Here is a 17,479-nt window from a genome sequence, read left to right on the forward strand (position 1 = left end):
CGAATCATCTCATAAGCGAATCGGGCACGCAAGGGAAAAAACACCCGAAAATACGATTTTTTCGAGTGGAATCAGGATAGTAAAGAAACGCCCCTACCCGAGTCTTTTTCAGGCAGAGGCGCTTGGATGATTTGGGCTGTTTAGCCCTTCAGGATCGCGCGACCAGCATACACAGCTGTGCTGCCCAGCTCTTCCTCGATGCGGATGAGCTGATTATATTTTGCGAGCCGGTCAGAACGCGCCAGCGAGCCGGTTTTGATCTGGCCGCAGTTCATGGCAACCGCGAGGTCAGCGATTGTTGCGTCTTCGGTCTCCCCTGAGCGGTGCGACATCACGCTGGTGTAACGTGCGCGATGTGCCATCTCAACTGCCTGCATGGTTTCAGCAAGCGTACCGATCTGGTTAACCTTCACGAGGATCGAGTTAGCCACGCCCTTTTCGATGCCTTCAGCCAGGCGCGCCGGATTGGTCACAAACAGGTCATCACCAACCAGTTGCACCTTGTCACCGATACGGTCGGTCAGCATTTTCCAGCCGTCCCAATCGTCTTCGGCCATGCCGTCTTCGATGGAGATGATCGGGTATTTGGCAACCAGATCAGCGTAATAATCAACAAGACCTGCGCTATCCAGTTCCTTGCCCTCGCCCTTGAGGATGTATTTACCGTCATGGAAAAATTCGGTGGAGGCCGCATCCAGGGCAAGATACACGTCTTCGCCTGGCTTGTAGCCTGCGCTCTCAATTGCATTCATGATGAAATCAAGCGCATCAACAGTGCCGTTCAGGTTGGGTGCGAAACCACCTTCGTCACCAACTGCAGTATTGTGGCCAGCTTCGTGCAGCTTTGCCTTCAGTTCGTGGAATATCTCTGCACCAATACGGATGGCGTCTGTCACGCTGTCGGCATTCACAGGCATGATCATGAATTCCTGCACGTCGATCGGGTTATCGGCATGCTCGCCGCCGTTGATGATGTTCATCATTGGAACTGGCAGGATATGGGCGGCAGGACCGCCAAGGTAGCGGTAGAGCGGAAGGCCAAGGCTGTCTGCACTGGCTTTGGCGATCGCAAGCGACACGCCAAGGATTGCGTTTGCACCCAAGCGGCCTTTGTTTTCCGTCCCATCCAGGTCACGCATGGCTTGGTCGATTGCAAGCTGATCTTCGCTATCAAGGCCCACGAGAGCATCGAACAGTTCACCGTTAACGGCTTCAACAGCCTTCAGAACGCCCTTACCACGGTAACGGCCGCCACCGTCGCGAAGCTCCACAGCCTCGTGTGCGCCGGTAGATGCGCCTGATGGCACTGCAGCGCGGCCAAAGCCGCCGTCTTCCAGGTAGATGTCAACTTCAACTGTTGGATTGCCGCGGCTGTCCAGAATTTCGCGGCCAATGATATCGATAATCGCACTCATGGGCTGTTCCTTAATCGCTCAAGATGGGAAAGGATTAATAGTTTGCGGCGCGATTGTTACCCTTTCACGCAACGTGTCGCAAGGGGAACCGCCAACAAAGCCCATGAATTTAGCTGAAAAAACGGATAAGAAAAGCCCGCGCTATAGCCGGTAGTTATCCTCAAGCGTGTAATAGACCTCTCTCACACGGGAGAGATAGCCTGATGGCAGTTGCTCGGCCAAACCATCGGCGATTAGGGTAATCTCCGCCTTCAAGCGCGAGAGGTCAGCACGCTTGTCCGCCTCTTCAGGCTGAAATGCGAGCCGAATTTCAGTCTCCGACAACACAGCTTCAAGCCGGGACAATGACCACATTGGGAACTTCTCGGAAAACACACGAAGGTCAGCAAGCGCGTCCTTCAGGTTACGCCAGCGCATCGACCCGCCAAGCAGGCTAAGTTCCTGAATCCGCAAAAAGAGGCGCGAGCTGTCAGCATTGTCGCCCCGAGTAAAGGTATAGGCCCTTGCGGCGGCAAAGAATTGCCGCGCAGCTTCAAATTCCTTAACCTTTGCAGACGCATGTGCTGCCTGCACATTCAGCGCCATCAGCCGCTGTGCATTGTTTACACCCTGGTTATATTTGATAGCGGCATGCCAAGCGGCAACAACTCGCTTGCGGTCACGTGCAGCCGTTGCAGCCTGAGCACGCAAGACAGCGAACTGTCCAACAGCAGGCTCCCCAGGATCTACAATCTGAATAAAGTGTTCCCAGGCGCGTGCAATACCGGAATAGGCCTTTGCCAGTGCTTGCTCGTCTTCCAACGACGCAAAGGTTTCCAGATAATAACCGACGGCCTGCATGGTCTCAGCAGCTTCCTCTTCAGGCGTTTTCGCCGCCAGGACACTTGTTGTCAGACAAGAGATCATCACGAAAATCAACAGGTTCTTCAGCATGCGCACTTCCTCTACTGTACGGCAGATTTTACCGCATCAGACATAATTGGGAACTATATATGCAAAAAGGGGGCCGAAAAGCCCCCTTCCCTGAATTCATATTGTATTGGCTTTATACCAACCGCGATTGCTTGAGCGCTGCCTCTACAAAGCTGGCGAAAAGCGGATGCGGATCAAACGGCTTGGATTTGAGTTCAGGGTGATACTGAACCCCAATGAACCAAGGGTGGCCTGGAATTTCCATGATCTCCGGCAGCTCGCCGTCTGGTGACATGCCAGAGAACAGAACACCGGCTTCTTCAAGGCGCTCCACATAACCAATATTCACTTCATAGCGGTGACGGTGGCGTTCCTCGATCTCGGTCTTGCCGTATACATCTGCAACATGGGAGCCTTCCTTGAGAACCGCAGGATAAGCGCCCAGGCGCATGGTACCGCCGAGATCGGTATCTTCAGTGCGCTGCTCGATGCTGCCGTCTTCCTTCACCCATTCGGTGATCAGCCCGACAACTGGCTCTTTCTGCTCACCGAACTCGGTGGAGCCAGCGCCCTTGATACCCGCCAGATGCCGCGCAGCTTCAACCGTGGCCATCTGCATACCAAGGCAGATACCAAAGTATGGAATTTTGCGCTCACGGGCAAAGCGTGCGGCCGCGATCTTGCCTTCCGTACCACGCTTGCCAAAACCACCAGGCACCAGAATCGCGTGAACATTTTCAAGGCGGCTGATAGCGTCATCCCGCTCGAAAACTTCGGATTCGATCCACTCAATGTTCACCTTCACACGGTTGGCGATCCCACCATGAATGATGGCTTCATTAAGGGACTTGTAAGCATCCTTGAGGCCAGTGTACTTACCAACCACGGCGATTGTCACTTCACCTTCCGGGTTCTGCACCCGGTCCATGATGTCTTCCCAAACGGTCAGGTCAGGCTTCTGGCTGTGTGCCAGGCCAAAGGCTTTCAACACTTCGGTGTCCAAGCCTTCCTTATGGTAGGAAATCGGCACCTCATAAATCGACCTTACATCGAGTGCAGGAATGACAGCGGTTTCAGCCACGTTACAGTAAAGCGACATCTTACGACGCTCACCATCCGGAATCGGATGCTCTGAGCGGCATACCAGAATATCCGGCTGGATACCGATAGACCGCAAGTCGCGCACACTGTGCTGCGTTGGCTTGGTCTTGAGTTCCCCGGCTGCTGCCAGATAAGGCACAAGCGTCAGGTGAACGAAAATCGACCGCCCCTTGCCCAGATCAATCGAAAGCTGACGAATAGCCTCCATGAAAGGTGCAGCCTCAATGTCACCAGCCGTGCCACCAATTTCACAAAGCATGAAATCGATGCCGTCCTGTTCTGCAAGGGCGAATTCCTTGATTGCATCCGTCACATGCGGGATCACCTGCACTGTGCCGCCCAGATAGTCGCCGCGACGTTCCTTGGCGATAATCTGCTGGTAAATGCGGCCAGACGTGATGTTATCGCTCTGGCGTGACGCAACACCGGTGAAGCGCTCATAATGGCCAAGATCGAGATCTGTTTCCGCACCGTCGTCGGTAACAAATACTTCGCCGTGCTGGTATGGGCTCATCGTGCCCGGGTCCACGTTCAAATATGGATCAAGTTTGCGCAAGCGAACCGAATAGCCGCGAGCCTGCAAAAGCGCACCGAGCGAAGCGGACAACAGACCCTTGCCCAGGGAACTAACAACACCACCAGTAATAAAAATATAGCGCGTCATGGAGCCTCTCAAATCTCAAAAAGCACACCACCGCCTGGCAGGCACCCTGCCCGGCAACTCAAAAAATACTTTCTACACAAAGAGAAGCGGGGGCTCTTGGCCCCCGCTTTGAAGTCTCTTGTCCTAGCCGTCCTCAGGAACGGTTGGTATTTCAGGGAGTTGGCTTCCGCCATCTTCCTGTTCCTGCTGGATCACTTCCTGGACAATGCTGTCGTCGCCACGCTGCTGCGCTGCGAACCATCCAAGCAGAAGGGAATTAGCAAGAAAGACAATCGCCAGCCACTTTGTAGTCTTTGTCAGGAGATCACCGGCGCCGCGTGCGGTCATCATGCCACCTTGGCTGCCGCCGATGCCAAGCGCACCACCTTCGGAGCGTTGCAACAGGATAGCAACGACCATAGCAATGGCTACAATCAAATGAATGCTCAGCAATACGGTTTCCATTTACCTGTCCTACCTAACGTTGGCCTGCCCATGCCGATTATACAAATCTTGGCCGGGATTCAAAGCGCGGTTTCTAGACTTCTTTATCGGGTTTGCCAACCCTAAATTTTTATTTCCGGTACGCGTCGATAATACCATTGAAATCAGCGGCCTTCAGGCTTGCGCCGCCAACAAGGGCTCCATTGACGTTATCGGCAGCCATCAGTTCGGACGCATTTGACGGTTTCACCGACCCACCATAAAGAATGCGGAAGCCATTGCCAGCCTCACCGAACCGCTCCACAAGAGCGCCACGGATCGCTGTATGCACTTCAGCAACATCTTCAACCGTTGGCGTGCGGCCTGTACCAATAGCCCACACCGGCTCATAGGCCACTACTGTGTTTTCCGGAGTGCTTTCCGCAGGCACCGAAGCCGCAACCTGGCCTAGCACGATATCAAGCGTCTTGCCCGCATCGCGTTCTGCCTCGGTTTCACCAACACAGACAATCGCAGTCAGACCCTCTGCCAACACGGCCTCAGCTTTTGCGCACACCAGCGCGCTGTCTTCGCCATGATCAGCCCGACGCTCTGAATGACCCACAATAATAAAGGCTGCGCCCGCATCGCGAAGCATCTCTGCTGAGATATCACCCGTATGGGCCCCACTCTTGTTCGTGTGGCAATCCTGCGCACCAATCGCGACCCCTTCGGGGGCATTAGCAGCAAAAGATGCCACCAGCGTAAACGGTGGGCAGATCAGAACACCACAGTCGGCGGTATCACCGTCGCGGAGATAATTGCCAAGCGCTTCAAGTTCAGCCTGACTGGACGCCAGGCCGTTCATCTTCCAGTTTCCTGCAACCAGGGCAGTCGGTTTCATATTGGGGCCTCATATGGTTTCTTTTGAAATTTTTATACGCCGGTGGTTAGCAAATTAATGCCGCCATGACCAGCTTCCTGTTACCCCAATAAGCACTTGGTGCAGCGACACGGAGCTACCTTCGCTATCCCGCAGCAAATCGGCTGTTGCAGCGCACCGAAAGCGTGCTTATGATGCGCGGCCAATCTGGTGGGCTATACCACCCAAATTACGTAATGATTAATCGACGGGAGCTCGGGCGCATGCTGCTCAAACTTCGCGGGGGACTGGATTCCTTTTTTGTAACTCTTCTTCTGGGCGTTCTGATTGCAGCGTTCGCAATCTGGGGCATTGGCCCCGGCATGCTTGCTGGTAATACACAGTCTGTAGCGACAGTCGGCGATACCACCGTGCCAACTGCACAATATGCCAACGCTGTACAGCGCCGCGCTCAGCAGCTGCAGGCCCAGTTCGGCGGGCAGTTCACAGCGGACCGTATCATCCAGATGATGCAGCTGGACCGTCAGGTTTTGAACCAAATGGTTCAGGAAGCCGCCATCGCCGAAAACACAAGCGAGCTTGGCATGCGCATCACCGATGCACAGCTGGCTGCCGAAATTCGTGAATTCGAAGCGTTCAAATCACCTGATGGTAGCTTCAGCCCGCAGATGATGGCTCAGGCCCTCAATCAGGCTAATCTTACCCAGAAAGAGCTGTTCACCAGCTTGCGCCGGGAAGCAGCCAGGTCTCAGTTGATGGACAGCCTGGTTTCCGGCGCCACCGTGCCGCGCTCTCTTGCTGAACGTCTGTATGTCTGGCAGGCAGAGCGTCGCCGCGCGACCATGATCAATTTCGCGGCCTCAGACATCGCAGAGGTAACAGAGCCGACAGAAGAAGAGCTCCAGAGCTATTATGAGGATTCCAAATCCAATTACATGACGCCGGAACGCCGCAGCTATAATTACATCATGCTGACGCCCGCCCAGTTCACTGACGACGTGCAGATCACCGAAGAAGACCTGCTTCAGGCGTATGACTATCGCCGCAGCGAATATGTCCGTGATGAAACACGTGACCTGCAGATGGTTAGCTTTTCTGAACAGGCTGATGCAGAGGCCTTCATTGCAAGGGTGGCTGCAGGCGAAGATTTCATAGCTGCTGGTGCAGACATGTCCGAATTTACAGCCGAAGAGCTGGAATTGGGTGCGAACTCTTATAACGACCTACAGACCGATTTTGACGCGCCGACCGCTGATGCCGTATTCGCACTGACTGAGGGCGATATGAGCGCGCCGGTCGAAGGCCTGGCGGGCTGGAATGTCTTCAAGGTCAAAAGCATCACTGCTGGTGAAGAAAGAACGCTGGATGAAGTGCGCACCGAACTTGAAGAATCACTCAAGGCAGAGCATGCGGTTGATCTGATGTTCGATTTCCTGCCTGATCTTGAAGATGCAATCGCAGAAGATGGCACTCTGACAGCGGCAGCTACCAAGCTGAACCTGCAGCTTGCAACCGTATCTCAGGTTGACGGTCGCGGCCAGGGCCCAGACGGCGCCCAGAAAATCACCCTGCAGGAAGAAGGTGCCGTTCTTGCGGAAGCTTTCCGCACTGAGCTGGGTGTCGAGCCAGAAATGAAGGACCTGGATCCGAGCGACAGTACCAAAGGCGTGTTCTTCGTCGAGGTTACCGAGGTTCAGGAGCCTGCTGAGCGCTCATTTGAGAATGTCCGAGCGGAACTCAAAGACACATGGATGACCCAGCGTCGTCAGGAGCAAGCTGGCGAAATTGCCGAGGCCGCAAAAGCACGCCTTGAAGCGGGCGAAGAGGCGGAAGCCATTGCCGAGGACCTTGGCGGTACATCCTATGACGCCAAGAATGTCGCGCGTACCGCTGAAGGCACGTCCGGCCTTTCCCCCAATATTCGCGGCTTGATTTTCGAGCTCGGTATTGGCCAGATCGAAACCGAACGTGCTGCTGACGGCAACGGTTACGTTGTGGTTCGGGTCGATGACATTACAGCCGGCGATCCAACGCGGGATGCCGTCAATGTGGACGCCCTTCATGCGGAACTGAAAAATCAGTTCAGCGAGGAGCTGTTCCTGCAGTATCAAAATCAGCTTCTGGACAGCTACTCGCCAGAAATCAACTATAACCTCGTCAATCAACTGTTCCGCCGCGACGCGGACGAATGACAAGTTGACCATTGAGTGAGCCAGTGAACGCATCGGTGACACAGCCGGAAACGCTTGAGGCACAGCTTGCGTGCTATCGGAATGGGAATGCCCAGGTCGTATCCACTACTCTAGTGGCTGACCTGGACACACCCGTGTCCGCGTATCTGAAGCTTGCACAGGGCGAAACCTATTCCTGCCTGCTGGAGTCCGTTGAAGGCGGCGATACTCGGGGTCGTTACTCCATCATAGGGCTGCAGCCAGACATAGTCTGGCGCTTTGATGGAAAAAGTGTCGAAATCTGTCGCGATTACGGTACAAAAGGCGCCGCATTCCAGCAGCTTCAGGAAGCGCCGCTGGAAAGCCTGCGAAGGTTGCAGCAGGAAAGCCTGATCGATCTGCCGCACAACCTGCCCCCCATGGCAGCAGGCCTTGTGGGCTATATGGGCTATGACATGGTTCGCCAGATGGAAATCCTTCCAGACGCCAAGCCTGATCCTTTGGGGCTGGCGACCTCCATTTTCGTACGCCCGACCGTTATGGCCATCTTCGACAGTGTCACAAACCTGATCACACTGGTTACACCGGTTCGGCCCAAAGAAGGAGTTTCTGCTGAAGACGCGCTTGCTGCAGCAGACCAACGGTTGGAGACCATGCTTGAACGGCTGGATGCGCCTTTGCCACATTCCACCGTCCCGACCAGCGCTGTTTTTGAAGAACCTGTTTCCAACACGGGACAGCGGCGCTTCCATGAGATGGTCAAAAAGGCGCAGGAATATATCCTAGCCGGAGACATCTTCCAGGTGGTCTTGAGCCAGCGCTTTTCCATGCCGTTTGACCTGCCACCTTTTGCCCTCTACCGGGCACTGAGGCGCACCAACCCCTCTCCTTTCATGTATCATCTTGCCTTTGAGGATTTCGCGATCGTGGGCTCCAGCCCGGAAATCCTTGTTCGCCTGCGTGACGAGGAAATCACCATCAGGCCAATTGCCGGCACCCGCAAACGCGGTGCGACGCCGGACGAAGATGCCGTCCTGGCCGCAGACCTGCTGGCAGACCCGAAAGAACTTTCAGAACATCTGATGCTCCTTGACCTGGGCCGAAACGATGTTGGTCGCGTGGCAAAACCCGGCACCGTTGAGGTGACAGCCCGTAATACCATCGAATATTATTCCCATGTCATGCATATCGTTTCAAACGTGATTGGCGAAATTGACCCACAGTTTGACGCGATTGATGCCCTTGCCGCCGGTTTCCCGGCCGGGACCGTCTCCGGCGCGCCCAAGGTACGGGCCATGGAAATCATTGATGAACTTGAGGTGGACGCACGCGGACCTTATGCAGGCAGCGTCGGCTATTTCAGTGCCAACGGCAGTATGGATACATGCATCGTACTCAGGACCGCGATCGTCAAAGACGGACAGATGCACGTGCAAGCCGGTGCAGGCGTGGTAGCGGATAGCGATCCGGAATCAGAGCATCAGGAATGTCAGAACAAGGCCCGCGCACTCGTAACGGCCGCCAGGGAAGCCGTTCGCTTCGCCAAATCAAATCGAGGATAAGGTTCGAGGTATCGTGACCTCCTAGTCACGCGCTTGCCCACCCATGGCATCTTCCGTCATTACCTCCGCGTGCTGACGTCTTGCCTCCAACGTCCCAACGAGCTGGCTGATGGGTACCAACGCGATTCCTTTTGCCCGCAGAGTCTTCTGCCATTCCTTAAGGGTTTCCAGCGTTACCTGATATGGGTGACCAATCGCAATCGAATAGCCGCGGACCCGCGCGATCCGTTCTGCCTTCGCCAACTGAGCCTCAATAGCATCCCGGTGCTGTATGTTATCAAGGAAGATATCGCGGGCGATTGTAGGCACCCCGGTCGCCTTGGCGGCACTCATTCCCACACTTTTCGGGGACGTCAGGCTATCAAGGAAAAGATAGCCATCGGCTTTCAGGTAGGTCATCACCTGTACCATGTGGCCTGCGTCTTCTGTTAGCAGGCTACCCATATGGTTATTAACCCCAACAAACCCATCAAACCTGCTTAGGTTCCAGATCAGTCGCCTTTGGAACTCGTCAGGCCCAAGCCCGGCCAGAAGTGCGTTCGTGCCCGGGTCCGCTGCACTGCCTTTTGGCTGCATGGGCAGGTGAACCATCAACTCATGCCCTGCGGCATGAACCCTGCCCGTCTGATACTCCAGATGCTCGGCATAGGGCAAATACGCCAGCGTGTAGGGGCCCGGCATTTCCGCCAATTCTTCCGTGGCCTGGTAATTCAGCCCAAGATCGTCAATCACGATAGCGATACGCGGCAGATTGGTGTCTTTCCATGCAACAGCATATTGACGCCAGGCAGGATCAACCTTCTCGGGCAGTAGCTTCTCCAGGTCCTGTATCGGCACAGTGACATCACTACCGCCATCCATATCGGAGAGCACGGCCAAGACATCCGGGTCTAACTCAGCCCCGACCACCTCTTCTGGAACTGCTGCAGGTAGCGGCTTGTCCTGTTGCAGGACCATATAAAGCCCCGCCCCAATGAGGACGATAACAAGGCTGTAGATACCAATTACCAGCTTTTTCAGCCGCTTACTCATACAATTTCGGTTCCCTGGCTCGCCATATAGGTGGCGTATCCCTCTCGTTTCAATTTTTCTTAAGCCCGCACACTCAAAGTCTTTTGCAAATGCCGCGAAATTGACCAGTCCGCCATTGACATTCAATCTGAAAGCCGCAATGTCCAACTAGTTTATGAATCAGCGAGCGGTTTCAATGTATATTCTGATCGATAACTACGACAGCTTTACCTACAATTTGTACCATTATGTGATGGAATTGGGGGCAAAAGTTGAAGTCTGGCGGAACGATCAGATATCTGTCGCTGATGTGCTCGCGAAAAAACCCAAAGGTATCATCATCAGCCCAGGCCCCTGTTCGCCAACAGAGGCTGGCATCTGCCTTGAACTGATCGAAGCAGCTGCGGGGAAAGTCCCGGTATTTGGCGTATGCCTTGGCTTTCAAAGCATCGGCCAAGCCTTCGGCGGCGACGTGGTGCGTGCGCCCTATGTGATGCATGGCAAGATTAGTGAGATCACCCATACGGGCCAAGGCGTGTTCAAAGGCCTGCCAAGCCCCTATCAGGCGACGCGCTATCATTCCCTGATCGTGGAACGCAGTACCCTGCCCGACTGTCTTGAGGTGACGGCCGAAACTGCGGACGGCTTGATCATGGGACTGCAGCACAAGACGCTGCCGCTCTATGGCGTGCAGTTCCACCCGGAAAGCATCGCTTCAGAGCATGGTCACGCGCTTCTGAAGAACTTTATCGATATCTGCGAAGGGGATCAGGAAGCATGAGCGACCTCAGACCAATACTGGCCAAACTGGCAGACGGTGAAACGCTGACTGCGGAACAATCCCGGGAAGCCTTCAACATCATCATGTCCGGGGCAGCCGATCTTGCGCAGATGGCTGCCTTTATCATGGCGCTGCGCCTTCGGGGCGAACAAGTGGACGAAATCGTGGGTGGTGCCCGTGTGCTGCGGTCAAAAGCGACGCAAATCAAGGCGCCGGAAGGCATAGTAGACACGTGTGGCACCGGCGGCGACGGTCTCGGCACATACAATATTTCCACAGCTGCTGCCATTGTCACGGCAGCGGTGGGCGTACCGGTGGCGAAGCACGGCAACCGCTCTGTCTCTTCCAAATCCGGTTCGGCCGACGTCTTAATGTCATTGGGAGCCGAGCTTGAAATTCCTCAGGAAGCCAATGAGCGAAGCCTTATAGAGAACAATTTCGCCTTCCTGTTCGCTCCCGCGCACCATAAAGCCATGCGCCACGTGGCCCCGGCCCGTGGTTCGCTACAGCTCAGGACCATCTTCAACTTACTTGGGCCACTCGCAAACCCTGCACAGGCAAAGCGCCAAGTCTTGGGCGTATTTGACCGCAAGTGGCTGCGGCCGATGGCCGAAGTTCTGCAGAAGTTGGGCAGTGAACATGTATGGGTCGTGCATGGCAGTGACGGCCTTGATGAGGTCACCACCACAGGGGCAACCTATGTGGCGGAACTGAAGGACGGCAAGATCACAGAATTTGAGGTCACGCCCCAGTCCGTGGGCCTTGAGGTTTCCGATATCGAGGATCTCAAGGGTGGCGACGCTGACGTGAATGCGCAAGCGATCCGGGACCTTCTTTCGGGTAAACCTTCCGCCTACCGCGACATCGTACTGATGAACGCGGGTGCGGCGCTCGTGGTGGCTGGTAAGGCTGATACCCTCAAGGAAGGCGTCGAGATCGCAGCTGGAACAATTGATAGCGGCAAAGCGGCAGCAGCGCTTGAGAAATGGGTAGCCTTCACTCAAGCTAACGCGCCGGAGAAAGGCTGATGGCCGATATCCTCAAGGAAATCTGCGACCGCAAGCGTGACCATGTCGCCGCCATGAAAGTCAAGGTGAGCCACGCGGAACAGGAAACACGTGCCAAGGAAGCTTCCGCACCGCGCGGCTTTATCCGGTCCCTGCAGTCATCTATGGCCGACGGCCGTTACGGCTTTATCTGTGAGATCAAGAAAGCCAGCCCATCCAAAGGCTTGATCCGTCCTGATGACTTTGACCCAGCGACGCTTGCCAGCGCCTATGAACGCGGTGGAGCCTCGTGCCTGTCTGTCTTGACAGACGAACCCTATTTCCAGGGCCATGATGATTACCTGAAGCAGGCACGCGCTGCCGTTTCACTGCCATGCCTTAGGAAAGATTTCATGGTCGACCCATACCAGGTAGCCGAAGCCCGTGGGTTGGGGGCGGACTGTATCCTCTTGATCATGGCGGCCTTGGACGATTCGCTCGCAGCTGAGCTTGAGACCGAAGCCCATGCTTGGGGTATGGACGTGTTGATCGAAGTGCATGACGCGCCAGAGCTGGAGCGAGCGCTCAAGCTCAAGAGCCCACTTGTCGGCGTGAATAACCGTAACCTAAAAACCATGGATGTGTCGCTCAATACCACGCTTTCCCTGGTGCCTAACTTCCCAGAAGGTAAAATAGCGGTTGCGGAATCCGGCCTTCGCACGCAAGAGGACCTTGCAGCCTGTGCCGCAGTCGGGGCACACTGTTTCCTCATTGGCGAGACCTTCATGCGCCAGGCGGACGTTGAACAAGCGGTGCGCGACCTTCAGAAAGCATCCTAACCCTTTTCTATAAAAGGATATTTTATGAGCAAGCTTTCCCATATTGATGAAACCGGTGCAGCGCACATGGTTGACGTGGGGAACAAGGCGCCAACGCATCGCGTTGCTACCGCTGAAGCCTTTGTTGAGATGAAACCTGAGACACTCAAGCTCATACAAGCAGGCGACCTGCCGAAAGGCGATGTCCTTGGAACTGCGCGTCTCGCCGGTATCATGGCCGCCAAAAAAACCAGCGACCTGATCCCGCTTTGCCATCCCCTCTCCATCACCAGCGTGAAGGTGGAGATCGAGCCCGAATCCGAAACGCGCCTGCGCATTGAGACCTATGTGAAAGTCACCGGCCAGACGGGCGTGGAAATGGAAGCGCTTACGGCCGCATCAGTCACCGCGCTTACGATCTATGACATGGCCAAGGCAGCCGACAAGGCCATGCGCATCGAAGGCATCCGCCTCCTGCGTAAGGAAGGCGGCAAATCCGGAACCTATGAGGCTGAATGATGATTTCTGTTGAAGAAGCGTTCAAACGCATCGTTGAAACCGCAAAGCCGCTGACAACTGAAAAACTGCCGCTAGAAAATGCCTCAGGTCGCGTTCTTGCCGCCCCGCTGACGGCCCGACGCACACAGCCTGGCGCTGACATGTCTGCCATGGACGGCTACGCGGTCAACAGCGCCAGCCTGACCGGCAACCCCATTACACTGAAGCTGGTTGGCGAAAGTGCGGCGGGCAGCCCGTTTGGCGGCACCTGTGGTGCAGGTGAAGCCGTTAGAATTTTTACCGGTGGTATTGTACCAGAAGGCGCAAATCAGGTGGTGGTCCAGGAAGACTGCACCGCGAACGGCGATATGGTCACGACTACGATTGGACCTGAAATCGGCCGTCATATCCGCCTCGCCGGTATCGATTTTGCGCGGAACCAGATCGTACTCGACCAAGGTACATACATCAGCCCGAAATCCATCGGGCTTGCTGCCAGCGCGGGCTATGACCACCTGATGGTCCACCGTGCACCAAAGATTGCGATCCTGGCAACAGGCGACGAACTGGTGCCCCCAGGCAAGAAGGATTTCGCGCCGCACGAGACCGTCAATAGTACCGCCCCACAGATTTCGGCCTTACTGACCGACGCTGGCGCGAACGTCCGCATCCTCGAACAGGCGGGAGATGACCTGAAAGCCCTTAAGGCTGCTGTAAAAAAAGCAGCTGGTGCAGACATTCTTATCACGATCGGCGGCGCATCGGTAGGCGACAAAGACATGATGCAAGAGGCGCTCTCTGCTGAAGGTATGGCGCTCGACTTCTGGAAAGTGGCCATGCGCCCGGGTAAGCCGCTGATTTTCGGGACCATGAGCCAAACCAAAGTTCTGGGACTACCTGGAAATCCGGTATCTGCCTTCGTATGTGCCCTTTTGTTCGCACGCCCCCTTGTTGACCAGATGATGGGACGCCCCGCCCCCATGCCAACCGGCGTACCGTTACCGCTGGCGACAGACCTCGCCGAGAATGGCCCGCGACAGCACTATATGCGTGCGCGGCTTGTGGGGGAGCCGGGCAGCCGCCACCTTGACCCTGCTATTGCCCAGGACAGCAGCCTTGTTTCAGTCCTGGCGCAATGCGACGGCCTGATCATCCGAGAGCCCAATGCACCTGCGGTCAAAGCGGGTACCCTGGTGCCCTTCCTCCCATTTTAGCGTGCATCACCCGAAGGCCTTGACAATCATCCAAAAGGTGAACTAAAAGAGAACATACCGAAAACAAAACCGGAGGGAGCCATGTTAACCGCCAAACAAAACCAGCTGCTGCTTTTCATTCAGGAGCGACTGGCCAGTTCCGGTGTTTCGCCTTCCTTCGACGAAATGAAGGACGCGTTGGGGCTTAAGTCAAAATCCGGCGTCCACCGGTTGATTAACGCTCTTGAAGAGCGCGGCTTCATTCGCCGCATGGCCAACAGGGCACGTGCGATTGAAATACTCAAAACTCCGGACAATATGCCCACCAGACAAGGTGGCGACAATGTTGTCAGTGCACCCTTCGGGCAAAACCAAGCACCGGCTGTACAGCCCTCGGCTGGAGATGACACGTTTGAAATTCCCCTGCATGGCAAGATTGCGGCAGGTACGCCGATTGAAGCGCTGGAGAACCGCGATAGTTTTGTCTCTATCCCTGGCGCAATGATGGGGCGCGGCAACTGCTTTGCGCTTGAAGTATCAGGCGATTCCATGGTTGAGATGGGTATTCTCGATGGTGACACAGTCGTGATTGAAAGCGCCGATACTGCGCGGGACGGCGAAGTGGTCGTCGCTCTGGTAGACCGTGAAGAAGCTACACTTAAGACATTGCGACGTAATGGAAAATTTGTTGAACTGGTGCCCGCCAACCGAGACTATCAGACCCAGGTTTTAGAGGCTGGCAGGGTTCAGGTCCAAGGTCGTCTTGTCGGGCTTTTGCGCCAATATCATTAACACCACTGATGAAGGGGCTAGTCGGCTCTGACTGCCCCTATATGCCAGGGCCTGTCGCCCCGCTCCCTGCTCCATCGGACCGTGCCGGTTTTCGGCTCATAGGCTACAGGCCCGTATCTCTCCAGTCCTTCTTCTGACAGCTTTACGGCGTCGCCGCGGCAATAGCGGCGCCAACGAACAGGCATGATTACAATGTCAGCCTTAGCGCAATCACGCCGCATACCCTCTAATGAACGTGCTCTGGCAACCAGCAATCTGTCTCCGATATTCGTGTGGCAACCATCGCTGTCACACTGGCGGTCAAGTTTTTTTGGTGCTTCGTCTGGCGAGAGACCCCAGTATCGGGCCCAGGCGTCGTCACGAAAGCCGCCCCGCCGCCCCCCTGAGATGGCGAACCTGTCTGCATCCTGATCATAAACCGCGACAATATTCCCGCCGCTGTCGATCAGCAAATCATTGCGTGGCCCCTGATACAGGAAAGGCATCAATAATAGTCCAGCTAGTGCCGGTATCCAGGCAACCCGTCCTCGCAGGATCAACAGAAAAATGAAAATGCCGCTGGCGACACAAATGAAAGCGCCGGATTGCTGCGGGATATGCGCGACACCAAAACTGGGCGCGCCAAAAAAAGCCGCGACCTGCCTGACCATGTCAATTACCGCCCCCATGGCATGCAGTATGGGCCCGTCAAACCCCAAGGGCATAGTTAACAAGGCTAATAGCGCCAGTGGCATGACAATCAGACTAACCAAAGGGACAGCCAGAAGGTTAGCACCCAACCCTACAAGCGGTGTGGCCTGAAAGTGATAGAGTGCAAATGGCGCCACAGCCACTTCGGCAACGATCGTCGTGAAAGCTGTCATAATCAGGAAATTCAGGACCTTGCTGCGGACTCCCTTGCCAGTCGGCAGCTTTATGCCTGACCGATACAAACGCTCATAGGCGACAACCAGGGCTGCCGTGGCGCCAAATGACATCTGGAAGCCCACCGAAAGGATCGCTTCCGGCCAGATGCTCAAAATCAGTCCGGCTGCTATTGCCACATTCCGTAATGACAGGACCCTACGGTCAAGCAATACTGCAAGCAGCCCGATAGAGACCATGATGAAGGCACGCACAGTGGCCACGCCCATACCCGAAAGCAGCAGGTACCCGAATGCGACAGCCCAAGCCAGCAGTGCAGCCAGCTTGCGGGGCGGCACCCTGAGCGCGACAGCAGGAAAAGCAGCGAACAGAAACTCAAACAGAAAGAAAGCTGCCGTGGTGATAAGTCCCATGTGCAATCCTGAAATGGCCATCAGGTGTGCCAGCCCAGCATCACGAAAGTTCTCGACTGTTTCTTCTGTCAAATAGTGACGGTAACCAACCAACAGCGCGACAGCGACAGCTCCTGACTGATCGGGTTGGCCCGCCATGATACGTTCTGCAACCGCCCTTCGAAGTCTTTCGAGTTTTTCCCGTAGTCCCGGTTCTTGTCCCGTTTGAGGCGGTAGTATTTCAACCGGGGCTGCAGCAAACCCTTCCGCGCCAATACCGTCGAAAAAAGCCTTGCGGGCAAAGTTGAAACCGTCTGGCGTGATGGCGCCCCTGGGCGCGTGCAGCAAGGCCCTGGTTCGAATGAGCACACCGGGCATCAAGTCGCCCTGCACCTCCGTGCGAACCAAAAGCCGTATACTTCCGGGCATCGCACCAGACCTGCCATCAAGTGCAGTAGGCCTTATGATCAGCCGAGTCCCCTTCCCCGCGCGCTCTTCCACGGTTTTCACTTCACCTTCAAGGCTCGCGTAGCGCTCACTGTCCAGGCGTGGGCCACTCAGGTACTCGATGCGGCCCGCGGCAAAGGTCATCCCCAGCAATACGGCCAGCGGTAATTGCACTAGGAAGCGCTGCATATTTCCCAGAAAAAGGGCCAAAATTATGAGCGAGGCAAGGACAGGTAATAACACATGAAGGCTTAGGTATATCGTATTGGGCACAATCTGCAGGACACTGCCCAGCGCGAAACCTGTAACCAAGGAAAACAGCCTCCATTCACCATGCACGTGTTGCAGTGCGTCATAAGTACGCAATGAGCCCTTCAAGCGCGCAAGAAGAATGGGAGAGTGCACTGTACTGCCTATCCTGAGGTGATTTGACACTATTTAGGGTATAGTAGCGCCCGGATTTTTGTCTCGGAACACAAAAAAATGCTGCACTGCAATTTGTGTTGTGAAGAAACATGTGATACAAGCCAATCAAATTTTCTTTTAGGCCGCTCCCTCACTTTTCCAGCGTCCTATATTTGTTATAA

At 55.3% G+C, this 17,479-nt stretch carries 15 protein-coding genes; 8 read left to right on the plus strand and 7 right to left on the minus strand.

Going from position 1 to position 17,479, the window contains the following annotated elements; all coding sequences use genetic code 11:
- Nucleotides 1–140: 140 nt before the first annotated feature.
- From eno to tpiA, 5 genes are all read right to left on the minus strand, one after another.
- Nucleotides 141–1,415 carry a phosphopyruvate hydratase gene (gene eno / locus ACFO5Q_RS07280; protein ID WP_068149252.1) on the minus strand — a complete coding sequence of 425 codons (1,275 nt, stop codon included), beginning with the start codon at nt 1,413–1,415 and terminating at the stop codon, nt 141–143.
- 141 nt (nt 1,416–1,556) lie between these two features.
- Complete coding sequence (locus ACFO5Q_RS07285; protein ID WP_068149254.1) at nt 1,557–2,348, minus strand: hypothetical protein; 792 nt, start codon at nt 2,346–2,348, stop codon at nt 1,557–1,559.
- 112 nt (nt 2,349–2,460) lie between these two features.
- Nucleotides 2,461–4,092 carry a CTP synthase gene (locus ACFO5Q_RS07290; protein ID WP_068149256.1) on the minus strand — a complete coding sequence of 544 codons (1,632 nt, stop codon included), beginning with the start codon at nt 4,090–4,092 and terminating at the stop codon, nt 2,461–2,463.
- 123 nt (nt 4,093–4,215) lie between these two features.
- On the minus strand, nt 4,216–4,536 hold the full coding sequence (gene secG / locus ACFO5Q_RS07295; protein WP_068149263.1) for a preprotein translocase subunit SecG: 321 nt from the start codon (nt 4,534–4,536) through the stop codon (nt 4,216–4,218).
- 109 nt (nt 4,537–4,645) lie between these two features.
- On the minus strand, nt 4,646–5,398 hold the full coding sequence (gene tpiA, locus ACFO5Q_RS07300; RefSeq protein ID WP_068149265.1) for a triose-phosphate isomerase: 753 nt from the start codon (nt 5,396–5,398) through the stop codon (nt 4,646–4,648).
- Between the two features lie 242 nt (nt 5,399–5,640).
- Between tpiA and ACFO5Q_RS07305 the strand changes: the two genes are divergently transcribed.
- Both ACFO5Q_RS07305 and trpE read left to right on the plus strand, forming a co-directional pair.
- Entirely contained in the window at nt 5,641–7,569 is a 1,929-nt protein-coding gene (locus tag ACFO5Q_RS07305; RefSeq protein ID WP_068149272.1) for a SurA N-terminal domain-containing protein, read from the plus strand.
- 23 nt (nt 7,570–7,592) lie between these two features.
- Entirely contained in the window at nt 7,593–9,110 is a 1,518-nt protein-coding gene (trpE, locus tag ACFO5Q_RS07310) for an anthranilate synthase component I (RefSeq protein WP_380084317.1), read from the plus strand.
- A gap of 21 nt (nt 9,111–9,131) precedes the next feature.
- Here the strand turns inward: trpE and ACFO5Q_RS07315 are convergent, their stop codons facing one another.
- Entirely contained in the window at nt 9,132–10,142 is a 1,011-nt protein-coding gene (locus ACFO5Q_RS07315) for a divergent polysaccharide deacetylase family protein (protein WP_068149274.1), read from the minus strand.
- Between the two features lie 175 nt (nt 10,143–10,317).
- On the opposite strand from ACFO5Q_RS07315, the gene ACFO5Q_RS07320 reads away from it, so the two are divergent.
- From ACFO5Q_RS07320 to lexA, 6 genes are all read left to right on the plus strand, one after another.
- A complete protein-coding gene (locus ACFO5Q_RS07320) occupies nt 10,318–10,902 on the plus strand; it encodes an anthranilate synthase component II (RefSeq protein WP_068149276.1) in 585 nt (194 codons plus the stop codon).
- Nucleotides 10,899–11,930: an anthranilate phosphoribosyltransferase gene (trpD, locus tag ACFO5Q_RS07325; RefSeq protein ID WP_068149281.1), complete on the plus strand. Its 1,032-nt coding sequence runs from the start codon at nt 10,899–10,901 to the stop codon at nt 11,928–11,930. Before ACFO5Q_RS07320 ends, trpD begins: the two co-directional genes overlap by 4 nt.
- Entirely contained in the window at nt 11,930–12,727 is a 798-nt protein-coding gene (trpC, locus tag ACFO5Q_RS07330; RefSeq protein ID WP_068149283.1) for an indole-3-glycerol phosphate synthase TrpC, read from the plus strand. Before trpD ends, trpC begins: the two co-directional genes overlap by 1 nt.
- A gap of 24 nt (nt 12,728–12,751) precedes the next feature.
- On the plus strand, nt 12,752–13,225 hold the full coding sequence (gene moaC, locus ACFO5Q_RS07335; protein ID WP_068149286.1) for a cyclic pyranopterin monophosphate synthase MoaC: 474 nt from the start codon (nt 12,752–12,754) through the stop codon (nt 13,223–13,225).
- Complete coding sequence (locus ACFO5Q_RS07340; RefSeq protein WP_068149290.1) at nt 13,222–14,418, plus strand: molybdopterin molybdotransferase MoeA; 1,197 nt, start codon at nt 13,222–13,224, stop codon at nt 14,416–14,418. Before moaC ends, ACFO5Q_RS07340 begins: the two co-directional genes overlap by 4 nt.
- A gap of 81 nt (nt 14,419–14,499) precedes the next feature.
- A complete protein-coding gene (gene lexA, locus ACFO5Q_RS07345) occupies nt 14,500–15,189 on the plus strand; it encodes a transcriptional repressor LexA (RefSeq protein ID WP_068149292.1) in 690 nt (229 codons plus the stop codon).
- A gap of 17 nt (nt 15,190–15,206) precedes the next feature.
- Here lexA and ACFO5Q_RS07350 read toward each other — a convergent pair whose 3' ends face one another.
- Nucleotides 15,207–17,327 (minus strand): ComEC/Rec2 family competence protein, encoded by a 2,121-nt coding sequence (locus ACFO5Q_RS07350; protein ID WP_082719945.1) that lies wholly within the window; start codon nt 17,325–17,327, stop codon nt 15,207–15,209.
- Between the last annotated feature and the right edge of the window lie 152 nt (nt 17,328–17,479).

The sequence above is a fragment of the Kordiimonas lipolytica genome, from assembly GCF_042651265.1.
In the GTDB taxonomy this organism is placed as follows: Bacteria; Pseudomonadota; Alphaproteobacteria; order Sphingomonadales; family Kordiimonadaceae; genus Kordiimonas; species Kordiimonas lipolytica.

Excerpts from the sequence above, each read along its gene's own strand:
- eno (WP_068149252.1), bottom strand. The coding sequence starts at position 1,415 with ATGAGTGCGATTATCGATATCATTGGCCGCGAAATTCTGGACAGCCGC.
- ACFO5Q_RS07315 (WP_068149274.1), bottom strand. The coding sequence starts at position 10,142 with ATGAGTAAGCGGCTGAAAAAGCTGGTAATTGGTATCTACAGCCTTGTT.
- ACFO5Q_RS07320 (WP_068149276.1), top strand. The coding sequence starts at position 10,318 with ATGTATATTCTGATCGATAACTACGACAGCTTTACCTACAATTTGTAC.
- ACFO5Q_RS07290 (WP_068149256.1), bottom strand. The coding sequence starts at position 4,092 with ATGACGCGCTATATTTTTATTACTGGTGGTGTTGTTAGTTCCCTGGGC.
- ACFO5Q_RS07340 (WP_068149290.1), top strand. The coding sequence starts at position 13,222 with ATGATGATTTCTGTTGAAGAAGCGTTCAAACGCATCGTTGAAACCGCA.
- secG (WP_068149263.1), bottom strand. The coding sequence starts at position 4,536 with ATGGAAACCGTATTGCTGAGCATTCATTTGATTGTAGCCATTGCTATG.
- trpC (WP_068149283.1), top strand. The coding sequence starts at position 11,930 with ATGGCCGATATCCTCAAGGAAATCTGCGACCGCAAGCGTGACCATGTC.
- tpiA (WP_068149265.1), bottom strand. The coding sequence starts at position 5,398 with ATGAAACCGACTGCCCTGGTTGCAGGAAACTGGAAGATGAACGGCCTG.
- ACFO5Q_RS07285 (WP_068149254.1), bottom strand. The coding sequence starts at position 2,348 with ATGCTGAAGAACCTGTTGATTTTCGTGATGATCTCTTGTCTGACAACA.
- lexA (WP_068149292.1), top strand. The coding sequence starts at position 14,500 with ATGTTAACCGCCAAACAAAACCAGCTGCTGCTTTTCATTCAGGAGCGA.
- ACFO5Q_RS07305 (WP_068149272.1), top strand. The coding sequence starts at position 5,641 with ATGCTGCTCAAACTTCGCGGGGGACTGGATTCCTTTTTTGTAACTCTT.
- moaC (WP_068149286.1), top strand. The coding sequence starts at position 12,752 with ATGAGCAAGCTTTCCCATATTGATGAAACCGGTGCAGCGCACATGGTT.
- trpD (WP_068149281.1), top strand. The coding sequence starts at position 10,899 with ATGAGCGACCTCAGACCAATACTGGCCAAACTGGCAGACGGTGAAACG.